This is a genomic window from Streptosporangium canum, from assembly GCF_900113865.1.
GTDB classification, from domain to species: Bacteria; Actinomycetota; Actinomycetes; order Streptosporangiales; family Streptosporangiaceae; genus Streptosporangium; species Streptosporangium canum.
In genome coordinates this window covers 11931-24281 of sequence record NZ_FOQY01000004.1, presented here as the reverse complement: position 1 = coordinate 24281, position 12351 = coordinate 11931, and the positions used below count along the sequence as shown (strand labels likewise).

Below are 12351 nucleotides of genomic sequence, written 5' to 3'. Positions count from 1 at the left end.
CGCGTTGGAGACCAAGGCAATCGAGAACGAGCTGCTCGCCCTCGAAGAGCAGGGCTGGGCGGCGATATCGGTGGGAGACGGCGACTTCTACCGGCGGCTGATCACCGACCGCACGCTGTGCGTCGAGCCCGACGGCCTGCAGACCGGAGCGGAGCTCGCCGACGACATCGACGCCAACAAGTCGCCCTTCGACGACTACAAGCTGCAGGACGTCAAGGTCCTGCCGCTCACCGCCGACAGCGCGGTCATCACCTACCGGGCGGTCGTCAACCTCAAGGAGGCCGGCTTCGTCTTCCAGCTCTACATGAGCAGCGCCTACGTCCGCCGCGACGGCGCGTGGAAGCTCGCCTTCCACCAGCAGACACCGGTCAAACAGGAGGACTGAGGCGCTTGCCCGGCCGTTCCCCGGGTTCCGCCCGCCGGTCGCGCGCCGATCCGCCGCTCCGGCGGGATTTCCGCAGGGCGGTCCCTCAGCTGTTTCCGTGCCTTTCACGCCCGCCCGGGTGATGGTGGTGGCGGCGATATCGGCGCCCGTTTCCCTGCGCCTCCATCGCCGCCGTCAAATGATTCGACATAGGGGAGGAATTCCTCCGGGACTTTTCAGTCCCGGAGGAATTCGACGAGCTGATAATCGATTTTCCCTTCCGGGGCGGCGCAGCCGGCCGCCCGGAGAACGGCCGGCCGCCAGCCGTGCCGGGCGGCGATCTCGCCGACGAGCGCCGCGTTGCCGAGGTCGGTGAAGCCGAGCATCAGCCGCCCGCCGGGGGTCAGATGATTCCCGGCGTCGCGCAGGAAGGCGTCGTGCGCGGTGTAGCCGGGATCGAAGAACGCGCGCTCCAGGTCGTCGGCCGCGGCCTCGTCCGAGGGGGCCTCGACGAAGTTGGAGTTCCAGTAGATCAGGTCGAAGCGGTCGTCCGCGCCCAGCGGGGAGAACATGTCCCCGCAGGCCACGCGGACGCGGTCGGCGACGCCGTGCCGTTCGGCGTTGAGCCGGGTGTTGTCGGCCGCGGCCCGGCTCATGTCGATCGCGGTCACCGCGTCGCATCCGCGGAGGGCGGCGGTGACGGCCACGTAGCCGGTGCCGCTGCCGATCTCGCAGAAGGAGCCGTGCACCGGGTAGGGGATCCACTCGGCGTACAGCGCCGAGGACTGTGACAGGTGCGGGGCGTAGACGCCGGGAAGGAGATCCCAGTCGAGGCCGAGCAGCCGGAAATTCTGCCGCAGCGTGATTTCCCGATGGCGGGCGAGAAGATTTCCGGCGGCCTGCCGGGCGCGAGTATTCATCGTCTCTCCGGTCTCCGATGGACGTTGCATTAGATAATTATAGGCATTAGCGTTTAAATCATGCCACGAACGGCATGTAGCTATAAAATATGTAATGACGGATGGAGAGGCTGATGTCGACGACCACCGATCTCATCCGGCTGGGCGCCTCCTACCGAAGGGACGGAGTCGACCCCGGGAAGCTGGAGAGCGACCCGCTGGCCCAGTTCCGGCACTGGCACGACGAGTGGCTGGGCACCGGCCCGGCCGCGGGCCAGGCCGCCGTGCTCGCCACGGCGGACATCCACGGCCGCCCGTCGGCGCGGTGGGTCGACCTGGCCTACGTGGACCACGGATTCGTGTTCTTCACCAACTACGGCAGCCGCAAGAGCGCCGACCTGGCTGTCAACCCGCAGGCCGCGCTCTGCTTCGGCTGGCTGGAGGTGGGCCGGCAGGTGCGCGCCGAAGGCGGCGTCGCCCGGCTCACCGACGTCGAGTCCGACGCCTTCTTCGCGGGCCTGCCCCGCGGCGTCCAGCTGCTCTCCTGGGCGAGCGACCAGCGCCGGGTGGTCGGCGACCGGGACGTGCTCCAGGCGCAGCTCGCCCAGGCCGGCGACCGCTTCTCCGGGCAGGAGGTGCCCCGGCCCGCCCACTGGGGCGGCTACCGCCTGACACCGGAGGAGGTCGAGTTCTGGCAGCGCCGTACCGACGAGATACAGGACCGCTTCCGCTACCGCCGCGAGATCGTCGGCGACGGCTGGCGGAGCGTGCAGATAGCACCCTGAGGAGGGAGCAGCCGATGATGCCCGGATGTGTGGAGTGGCCGGAAGAGGTGGCCGCGCGTTACCGGAGGGAGGGCTACTGGCGCGGTGAGACGCTCGGCGACCTGCTGCGCCGCGTGGCCGCGGCCCACGGCTCCCGGACCGCCCTGGTGTCGGGGGACTCGCGCTGGAGCTACCGGGAGCTCGACGAGCGCGCCGACCGCCTCGCGGCGGGCCTGGGCGGGCTCGGCATAGGCCCCGGCGACCGCGTGCTGGTCCAGCTGCCCAACACCCCGGACCTGGTGTTCCTCTGCTTCGCGCTGTTCCGCCTCGGGGCGGCGCCGGTCCTCGCCCTGCCGCCCCACCGGCACAGCGAGATAGGCGACCTGGCCGCCGCCACCGATGCCGTCGCCTACGTCGTCCCCGACATCTGTCAGGGCTTCGACCACCGCGAGCTCGCCCGGCTGGTGCGGGCGTCGGCGCCGTCGCTCCGCCACGTCGTCGTGTCCGGCGACCCGCAGGAGTTCACGGCCCTGGCCGACCTCGAACGCGACCCCGTGCCGCTGGCCTCCCCCGACCCCGGCGACGTCGCGCTGTTCCTGCTGTCGGGCGGGACCACCGGCCGCTCCAAGCTCATCCCGCGCACCCACGACGACTACGCCTGCAACATCCGGCTCAGCGCGGAGAACGCCGGCCTGGACGAGACCTCGGTCTACCTGGCCGCGCTGCCGATCGCGCACAACTACGCGCTGGGCTGCCCCGGCGTGCTCGGCACGCTGCGGGCGGGCGGGACGGTCGTCCTCACCCCGACCCCGAGTCCCGACGACGCCTTCCCGCTGATCGAACGCGAGCGGGTCACCGTCACCGGTCTCGTCCCCTCACTCGCCCACCTGTGGGTGGAGGCGGCGCAGTGGGCCCGGCAGGACCTGTCCAGCCTCCGCCTGGTCCAGGTCGGCGGCGCCGCGGTCCCGGGCGAGCTGGCCGGCCGGGTGGGCACGGCGCTGGGCCGGCTCCAGCAGTCCTTCGGCATGGCCGAGGGCCTGCTCAGCCAGAGCCGCCGCGACGACCCCGAAGAGGTGCTCGTGGCCACGCAGGGCAAGCCGCTCGCACCCGCCGACGAGGTGCGCGTCGTCGGCGAGGACGGCGGTGAGGTCCCCCCGGGAGAGGCCGGCGAGCTCCTGGTCCGCGGCCCCTACACCATCCGCGGCTACTACCGCGCGCCCGAGCACAACGCCGCCGCCTTCACCCCGGACGGGTTCTTCCGCAGCGGCGACCTCGCCCGGCTGACCGGCACCGGCCATCTCGTCATCGTCGGACGGGTCAAGGACGTGATCAACAGGGGCGGCGACAAGGTGCCCGCCGACGAGGTGGAGGACCACCTCCTCGCCCACCCCGAGGTGGACGCCGTGGCGGTGGTCGCGATGCCCGACCCGTTGCTGGGGGAGCGGACCTGCGCCTACATCGTCCCGCGCAGGGACGCCCCGAGCCTGAAGACGATCGAGGCGTTCCTCCGCAAACGCGGCGTGGCCGCCTACAAGGTCCCCGACTGGATCGAGGACGTCTCCGCCCTGCCGTACACCCCGGTGGGAAAGATCGACAAGGCCCGCCTGCGCGCGGACATCGCCCGCCGGCGGGGAGGCAGGCGGCCGTGACGGCGCTGACGCCGGGGCGCGCGCCCCAGCAGCCCGACTGGAGCGACCCCGGCCTGCTCGACGAGGTCAGGCGGACGCTGGGGGCGCTGCCGCCGCTGGTCACCGAGGAGGAGTGCGCGCGGCTGTCGGCGTCGATGGCGCGCGCCGGCGCCGGCGAGGCGCTGGTGCTCCAGGGAGGCGACTGCGCCGAGCGTTTCCGCGAGTCCAACCCGTGCGACGTCGGCAGGAAGCTCGACCAGCTCTACCGGCTGGCCCGCGGGCTGGGCGCCGCCGCGGGAGCCCCGGTCGTGCCGCTCGGGCGGCTCGCCGGCCAGTACGGCAAGCCGCGATCCGACGCCTGGGAACGGGTCCCCGACGGCACGGTCATGCCGGCCTACCGGGGCGACGCGGTCAACAGCCCGGACGCCGACCCCGATGCCCGCTTCCCCGATCCGGCGCGGCTGCTGCGGGCCTACGAGTGCGCCGAACGGGTGCTCGCCACGGTACGGGCCTCCTGGAACGGCCGGGAGGGCATGGAACGGGCGCACGTCTCCCATGAGGCGCTGCTGCTCGACTACGAGCACCCCCTCGTCAGGCAGGGCGGTGGCGCGCGGTTCGCCTCCTCGGCGCACTCCGTCTGGATCGGCGACCGCACCCGCTCGGTGGAGGGGGCGCACGTGGCGTTCGCCGCGTCGGTCGCCAACCCGATCGGAGTGAAGATCGGCCCCACCACCCGCCCGGCGGACGCCGTACGGCTGAGCCGGCTGCTCAACCCGGAGGCGGTCCCCGGACGGCTGGCCTTCATCGTGCGGATGGGCGGCGCGCGGGTCCGGCGGCTGCTGCCGGAGATCGTGGGCGAGGTCGCCAGACGGGGGACGCCGGTGCTGTGGCTGTGCGATCCCATGCACGGCAACACCATGCGGATCGGCATGGGCCTGAAGACCCGGCCCGTGGGGGCGATCCTGGAGGAGGTCGTGGCGTTCGTCCGGGTGCTGCGCTCCCTGCGGCGGCACCCGGCGGGACTGCACCTGGAGATGACGCCCGAGGACGTGACCGAATGCGTGTCGACCCCGCGTCCCTTCTCCGCGCTGCCTCCCCTGCCGCGGTACCGGAGCGCGTGCGATCCCCGGCTCAACGCCGAACAGGCCGCCGAGGTGGTCGACCGCTTCGCGAGCGTGCTGTGAGGACAGGGAGCCGGGAACGTGCGGTGAGAAGGACGGGGAGAGGGGAAGGGGAGGGACGCGCAGGCAGAGGGAAGGAGAGGCATGGGTTTCGAGGGGATTCCGAGCAGGGCGTTCGCCTTCTACGAGGGGCTGGCCGCCGACAACTCGCGCGACTACTGGCATGGCCACAAGGAGGTCTACGAAAGCTCCGTCCGGGAGCCGCTGCTCGCCCTGCTCGGGGAGATCGAGGACGAGTTCGGCGAGGCCAAGCTGTTCCGCCCGCAGCGCGACACCAGGTTCGCCAAGGACAAGTCGCCCTACAAGACCTATCAGGGGGTGACGGTCGGCGCGGGCGGGAGCGTGGGCTACTACCTCCAACTGGAGGCCGCCGGTCTGTTCCTCGGCGCGGGCTTCCACGCGTTCGACTCCGCCGAGACCGCCCGCTACCGCGCGGCGGCCGACGACGGGCGCACCGGCGGCGTACTCGTCAAGATCACTGACCGGCTGGTCAAGGACGGGTTCGAGCTGGTGGGCGAGCGCGTCAAGACCCAGCCGCGCGGTTACCCGGCCGATCACCCGCGCATCGAGCTGCTCCGCCACAGATCGCTGGGCGCCGAACGACGGGTGCCGAAGTCGAAGGTGCGGGGGCGCAAGGCGCTCACCGTGGTCCGTGACGACTGGCGCCGCCTGCGCCCGCTCGTCGACTGGCTGCTCGAACACGTCGCCAAGGGGTGAGGGCCGAGGCCGGCGCGGGGTCTCACAGCCGGCCTTGACATGTTCCGCGGCTGGACCGGCGGCGGGCGTCCCGCGCCGCGGCCCCGATGAGCGCCGGATACGGTCCGGCCGCCGCCGCCGTGTGTGAATCTTGACACGCAGCCGCAACAAGCCCGTTATATCCAAGGGTTGACCTTGAACGGACATATGTGGGTACCCTCCGTGAGGGTCCCGCAGCCCGTATCCCCTCGGAGCCGCCGATGAGCAGCCTGGCCTCGCCCGCACTCGTTGGACGCGCCGCCGAGCTGCGGGCTCTCGTCGACGCGATGGCCCGCCCGCCGGCCGTGGTGCTGGTGGAGGGAGAGGCGGGCATAGGGAAGACCCGGCTCGTTCACGCCGCGCTGAGCCGTCTCGTGTCGGGTGACCGGTCCGTCCTTCTCGGCTACTGCCACCAGATCCGTGAACCCTTTCCGTACGGGCCCGTGGTGGAGGCGCTGCGGGAGATCGCGGGCCGGCTGCCGCCGATCGACGCGCTCGACCCGGTCACCGGCGCGCTCCGCGACTACCTCCCCGAGCTGGCGCGCGCGCTGCCGCCGTCGCCGCGGCGGCTGACCGATCCACGGGCCGAGCGGCACCGGCTGTTTCGCGCGATGCGCGCCCTGCTGGCCGCCGTCGGGCCGGCCCTGCTCGTGATCGAGGACCTGCACTGGGCCGATGACGGGACGCGGGACCTGCTGCGGTTCCTGGCCGACCAGCCGCCCCGGGGCCTGACGGTGGTGGCGACGTACCGGCGGGAGGACCTGGACACGCCCGGACTGCCGCTGGGACACACCTACCGGCACCCGCCCGGCACGACGAGCCTGGTGATACCGCTGAGGCCACTGGACGTGACGGGTGTGAGCAGCCTGGCCCGCGCGCTGCTGAACCGGACCGACCTGCCGTCCACGTTCGTCGCACGGCTGCACGAGCGTACGGCGGGCATCCCGTTCGTGGTGGAGGAGGTCGTCCGGTCCCTGCCCGACGAGGAGGGGCCCGACGCGCTGGACCGTGTCGGGGTGCCGCTGCTGCTGCGCGAGGCGACGGCCGAGCGGATGGCCGGCCTGTCCGCGGCGGCGGTGAGCGCGGTACGGGCGGCGGCGGTGCTGCGGCTTCCCGTGGGGGAGCAGCTGATCGCGACGGTCGGCGGGGACTCCACCGGGCTGGGCGAGGCGCTGCGCGCCGGCGTGCTCCACGAGCATCCCGGCGGCCGGTACGGCTTCCGCCACGCCCTGGCCCAGCAGGCCGTGTACGACGCGATCCCGGGCCCGGACCGGCGGCCGGCGCACGAGCGCGCGATGATCGCGCTGTCGGCGATGGAGCCTCCGCCGCTGGTCCAGCTCGCCTTCCACTCCCGGCAGGCCGGGGACCTGGAGGCATGGCTGCGCCACGGTACGGCGGCGGCCGACCGGGCGGCCGCACTCGGCGACACCGCCCTGGCCGTCGAGGTGCTGGAGGGCATGCTCGCCGATCCCGACCTGCCCGAACCGGACCGCGGTCCCCTCGCGCTGGCACTGAGCCGCCTGGCGGCGACCGGGCTGCCGCACCAGCGGGTGGTGCGGCTGCTGCGCCGCCTGCTGCGGGACGACTTCCTGGCCCGCGAGGCGCGCGGCGAGGCGCGCCTCAATCTCGGCCTGGTGCTGTGCAACCAGGAGGGCGACAGCGCCGCCGGACGTCCTGAGATCATGACCGCCGTCGCCGAGCTGCGCGACCGGCCGACGCTGGCCGCCCGTGGCTGGGCGAGCCTCGCGCTGCCGGGGTGGGGCACCGAATCACTGGCGACGCAGGAGGAGTGGATGGCCCGCGCCGAGGCGCTCGTCGCGACCGCCGACAACCCGGAGCTGGCGGCGGCGGTCCTGGCCAACCGGGCCTCGTTCGAGATGACGGTCGGTTCTCCGGACGCGTTCACCGTCGCCGCCACGCTGCCGGTCGCCGACCCGTCCGCGGCGGTCCGGCGCGAGGCCGCCCGCGGCTACTGCAACCTGCACGACTCGGCGACCATGCTGGGCCACTACGACGCGGCGGAGAAGTTCGGCAGGGAGGGCAGGCGGCTGGCCGCGGAGGCCGGTGCGCACTACCCCGCCTACCTCGTCGACGTCTCGACGATCCGCAGGCACTGGCTGACCGGCCGATGGGACGGGCTCCGCGACCGGGCGGCCACCCTGGCGGAGCTGGCCACCGAGACGCCCTGGATCGCGGTGGACGTCTGGCTGGTGCTGGGGCTGCTCGCCCTGGCCACCGGTGAGTGGGAGGAGGCAGCCGGGCACCTTCGCGGCGCGGGCATGGACGCGCCGGACGCGCGCTTCCTCCCGGTGGCGGTGGCCGCCGCGGGTGGCCTGGTCGAGCTGCACCTCGCCCGTGGCGCGCTGGAGAGCGCGGTCACGGAGGCCGGGCAGGCGGTCGCCCGGCTACGCCGCAAGGGGGTGTGGGTCTGGGGCGCCGACCTGATCCCCTCGGCCGTCACCGCGTTCGCCCGCGCCGGGCGGGTGCGGGAGGGGGCCGAGCTGCTGGCCGAATTCGCCGGCGGGATCGCGGGCCGTACCGCGCCCGCCGCGCACGCCGCTCTCGACCACGCCCGGGGCGCGCTGGCCGCCGATCGGCGGCCGGCCGCCGCCGCCGGCTTCTTCGCCCGTTCCCGGGAGGCGTACGCGGCCCTGCCCCAGCCCTACGCGGCGGCGCGGGCGGGTGAGGGCGAGGCGCGTGCCAGGCTCGCCCTCGGTGATCGTCACGCCACCTCGGCCCTCGCCGAGCTGGCGGAACGGTTCGGCGCGCTCGGCGCCACCCACGACGCCGCACGCTGCCGGCGCGCGCTGCGCGACATCGGCGCGGAGTTCCCGCTGCCGCGGGGCCGCAAGGGCAACGCCGGCGCGCTGTCGCAGCGGGAGAGGGAGGTGGCCCGGCTCGTCGCGCTCGGCCGGACCAACCGGGAGATCGCCGGCGTCCTGTTCCTGTCGACGCGCACGGTCGAGACCCACGTCGCCACCGTGCTGCGCAAGCTCGGTGTCCGGTCACGGACCGAGGTCGCCCCGCCCGTCTGAACGCGGGAGACGACGAAGAGCCCCCGGGACCGGCCACTCGGTCCCGGGGGCGCCCTCACTGCGCTTGTCCGCCGCTCAGACGGTGATGCTCCACCAGTCGAGAGTGCCGGTGTCCTGGAAGTAGTTGTCGCTCACCTCCAGCAGCCACTGGCCGGCCGCCTGCTGGGTGACCGGGACCGTGTAGGTCCGGGTGCCGTACGAGGTGCAGGTGGAGCCGCCGCTGCTGTCGAGCAGGTACCACCGTCCGTTCGGGCCGCGGAGCCAGATCTCCAGGTCCTCGGCGCAGGTGTGGTCGATGGTGACGGTGAGCCTGACGGGCGACGTCGCCGTCCCGGTCGCGGTGGAGGTGACCGGGCTCTCGACGGTGTCGAGGTCGTCGATGGTGTAGTCGGTGTCGTTGCGGAACGTGCGGCCGGACGAGGTGCCCTGCACGGTCAGCGTGTACACCGAGGTGTGGGTGGCGGTCTCGCCGGTGCCGGTGACCGTCACCTGGTAGGTGCCGGCGGGCGTCGTGGCCGTGGTGGCGACGGTCAGCGTGGACGAGCCGCCCGAGGTCACCGAGGCCGGGTTGAAACCGGCCGTGGCGCCGCCGGGCAGACCCGACGCGGACAGGTTGACCGTCTGCGCGGTGCCCGCCGTGGTGGCGGTGGCGATCGTGGAGGTCACCGCCTGGCCGGCCTGGACCGTCCCCGACGACGGGCTCGCGGAGATGGAGAAGTCCCGGCTCGTGACGGTGCCCGTCGCGAGCTTCCAGATCGCGTACGCCGAGGCGTCGGCGGCCCGGTCCAGAACGGTGTCGCTGATGTTGCTGGTCGTGTCGCACGCGCGGTGGTAGCAGGGGTCGTACGCCTGGCCCGCCGTGCCGCCCCACTTGGCGGCCTGGGCCGATGTCTTGACGGCGCTGGCGCCGGCCGCCACGCCGGAGGTGGCGATTCCCGCGTTGCGGAACGACGCGTCGTCGGACCGGTTGGCCCCCTCGGTGTTCTCCTCCGGCTGGAGGTTCAGGCCGTCGTAGAAGGCCTTGAGGTAGGTCGCCGCCGAGGTGGTGATGTTGTTGATGAAGTAGCCGCCGTTGGTCGAGCCGACCATGTCGTAGTTGTGGTAGGTCTTGATCTTGCTTCGCTCGGTGGAGCTGAGCGAGTTGACGTAGAACTCCGAACCGTTGAGGCCCTGCTCCTCGTCGGTCCACCAGCCGAACCGCACGTGCTTGGCCATGGCCGGGTTCTTCGCCGCCAGGGTCAGGGCGACCTCCAGCAGCGCCGACGAGCCCGAGGCGTTGTCGTTGATGCCCGGACCGGCCGCGACGCTGTCCAGGTGGGCGCCGGCCATGATGACCTGGTTGGCGTCGCCGCCGGGCCAGTCGGCGATCAGGTTCGGCCCGGCCCCGGAGGTGCAGCCCGAGGTGCAGGGCTGCCGCGCCACGGTGTAGCCGGCGGCGGTGAGCTTCTGCTCGATGTAGGACACCGACGCGGTGTAGCCGGCGCCCGTGGACCTGCGGGTGCCGCCGTTGGCGGTGGCGATGGTCTGGAACTGCTGCAGGTGCGCCTTGACGTTCGCGAGGCTGATGTCCGGCGGGTCGGTCGGGGCGGGCCCGCTGCCGACCGTCAGGATGTAGGACGCCGTGTGCGTGCCGGACGTGGCGGAGCCGGTGACCGTGACGGTGTACGTCCCGGCCGGCGTCGACCCGGAGGTGCCGACGGTCATGGTGGAGGTGCCGCCGGAGGTCACCGACGCCGGGTTGAAGCTCGCGGTGGCGCCCGCCGGCAGGCCGGAGGCGGTGAGGGCGACCGTCTGCGCGCTGCCCGAGGTGGTCTGCGTGCCGACGGTCGAGGTGACCTGCTGGCCGGGCTGTACCGAGCCCGCGGCGGGGCTCAGCGTCACGGAGAAGTCGTTGCCCGTCGCGGCACAGGTCGGCTCACCGGTCTGCACCGGCACGCTGACCGCGTTCCAGGCCGCCTTGGTGGCGGCGCACTCGGGGCTGCTCGCGCCGTACAGATCCACCGCCGCGGCCAGCGACGCCGTCCTGGCGTTGATGTACTTCCAGGTCGAGGTCTTGCGCATCAGCGCGCCCATGAGGATCTTCCCGGCCTTCTGGATGCCGAGGCCGGTCACCGAGGAGGGCCCGCCGGAGCAGATCGGGCTGTTCGGCTTGCCGCCGCCCGGCGCGGAGCCTTCGGCCAGCAGGTAGAACCAGTGGTTGAACGGACCGGCCGCGGCGTGCACCTCGGTGCTCGGGATCGAGGAGGACCAGCAGTTGGGGTCGCCCACCAGGGACGGGTTGTACATGTACCGGATCGGGCCGTCGCCGACGAGGTTCACCTCCTCGCCGACCTCGTAGTCCGGCGGGTCGTTCGGGTTGTTGGCGTAGGCCTCGGTGAGCGCGCCGAAGGCGTCGCCGACGGCCTCGTTGATGCCGCCGTTCTCGTTGCCGGAGCCGGCGCTGCCGGGGGTGGTCTGGAAGATGGCGTGGCCGAACTCGTGGCCCACCACGTCGATCGGCGTGGCCTGGCGCTGGTTGTCCTGCGAGTGGCCGAAGTTGGTGGTGCTGCCGTCCCAGTAGGCGTTGACGTCGTTGAGCCCGACCTTGGTCGGGAAGCCGCCGCCGTTGCCGTTGATGCCGCTGCGACCGAGCCAGTCGCGCAGCATGTCCCATTCCTTCTGCACCGAGTAGAGCGCGTCCACGCACGCGGTCTCCAGGTTCGTCCCGGAGCCGTTCCCCCAGGCGTCGTCGGTGCCGGTGTAGGCGGAGCCGTTCTGCCCGCCGCAGCGGATGCCGCTGCGGGTCGTGTCGGTCATCGAGTACGAACTGCCGGAGCCGCTCGTGTTGATGGTGACCTGGCCGTAGTAGTAGCCGGTCCCGGTGCCCGCCCGCACCTCGTCGTAGGAGTCGGCGATCTCACCGGTGCGCGCGTCGACGAACACGTGCTGCTTGCTCGGCTTGCCGTCGGCGATGCCGGAGACCAGCGCCTCCCAGGCGAGGCGCGGCTTGTCTCCCCAGGCCAGGACCACCAGGCGCGGGTCCGCGCTGTCGTCGGTCCGGGACAGCCGGGTCTTCGCCTTCGCGCGGGCGTCCGCGGCGGTCACCGTCGGCGAGGTCGACACCTTCGGGGTGGCGCCGGAGGCCGCCGCGGTGTCGCGCACCTTCCCCGCGGAGTCGGTGATCACGACCGCGTCGCCGCCCACCACGGGCAGCCCCTTGTAGGTGCGCTCGTAGACGACGGAGTACATGCCTTCGGAGCCCGGCACCACGGCGGTGCGCCGGTATGCCTCGTCGGGCCCCTTGCGCAGCTCGTCCAGACCGCTCGCGACGGCCTGGTCGGCGGCGGCCACGGCGAGCTGGGGCGGGTCGGCGAAGGAGCGGACATGGAGGGAGCGAGCATGGTCGGCCGGCCCCGGGGAGGGTTTCGCGGCCGCGGGTGAGGAAGGTGTCACCGCGGCCACCACGGCCAGGCCGACGGCGACCGCGAGTACGGCTCTGCGTCTCACGCGTGTTCCTTTCGGTCGGTGTCCCCGGCCGCGTTTCGCCGTGTACGCGAGCGGCGGCGGCCGCGCTGCCGGGCGTACGCCCGGCAGCGGGCACGACGGGGATCGGGGGGTGAAAAGGAAGAAGGATGTGCAGCAACCCGTGCCGTGACGCTAGATCCACGATCAGCTGCCGAACATCCGTAGCGATATCCGTACACATACGTAAAAAGCGATTTATCCGGGAAGTCGGTGAAGTGTCGCCGGACCGCCGGGAGGCACG

8 protein-coding genes are annotated in these 12351 nt (G+C 72.7%); 6 read left to right on the top strand and 2 right to left on the bottom strand.

Features of this window, described 5'->3' with window-relative positions:
- The first annotated feature begins 4 nt into the window (after positions 1–4).
- Entirely contained in the window at positions 5–385 is a 381-nt protein-coding gene (locus BM085_RS06880; protein WP_031170289.1) for a nuclear transport factor 2 family protein, read from the top strand.
- Positions 386–600: 215 nt separating this feature from the next.
- On the opposite strand, the gene BM085_RS06875 is transcribed toward BM085_RS06880, so the two are convergent.
- Entirely contained in the window at positions 601–1284 is a 684-nt protein-coding gene (locus BM085_RS06875) for a methyltransferase domain-containing protein (protein ID WP_093886180.1), read from the bottom strand.
- Positions 1285–1397: 113 nt separating this feature from the next.
- Between BM085_RS06875 and pdxH the strand changes: the two genes are divergently transcribed.
- From pdxH to BM085_RS06850, 5 genes are all read left to right on the top strand, one after another.
- Complete coding sequence (gene pdxH, locus BM085_RS06870; RefSeq protein WP_093886465.1) at positions 1398–2048, top strand: pyridoxamine 5'-phosphate oxidase; 651 nt, start codon at positions 1398–1400, stop codon at positions 2046–2048.
- A gap of 14 nt (positions 2049–2062) precedes the next feature.
- Positions 2063–3676, top strand: a complete 1614-nt coding sequence (locus BM085_RS06865; RefSeq protein WP_093886179.1) for a (2,3-dihydroxybenzoyl)adenylate synthase — start codon at positions 2063–2065, stop codon at positions 3674–3676.
- Positions 3673–4839, top strand: coding sequence for a 3-deoxy-7-phosphoheptulonate synthase (locus tag BM085_RS06860; RefSeq protein ID WP_093886178.1), 1167 nt, complete (start codon positions 3673–3675; stop codon positions 4837–4839). Before BM085_RS06865 ends, BM085_RS06860 begins: the two co-directional genes overlap by 4 nt.
- A gap of 81 nt (positions 4840–4920) precedes the next feature.
- Positions 4921–5553: a DUF2461 domain-containing protein gene (locus BM085_RS06855; protein WP_093886177.1), complete on the top strand. Its 633-nt coding sequence runs from the start codon at positions 4921–4923 to the stop codon at positions 5551–5553.
- A 239-nt stretch (positions 5554–5792) separates the two neighbouring features.
- On the top strand, positions 5793–8606 hold the full coding sequence (locus BM085_RS06850) for an ATP-binding protein (protein WP_093886176.1): 2814 nt from the start codon (positions 5793–5795) through the stop codon (positions 8604–8606).
- Between the two features lie 75 nt (positions 8607–8681).
- On the opposite strand, the gene BM085_RS06845 is transcribed toward BM085_RS06850, so the two are convergent.
- Positions 8682–12092 carry a M28 family peptidase gene (locus tag BM085_RS06845; protein WP_093886175.1) on the bottom strand — a complete coding sequence of 1137 codons (3411 nt, stop codon included), beginning with the start codon at positions 12090–12092 and terminating at the stop codon, positions 8682–8684.
- Positions 12093–12351: the final 259 nt, after the last annotated feature.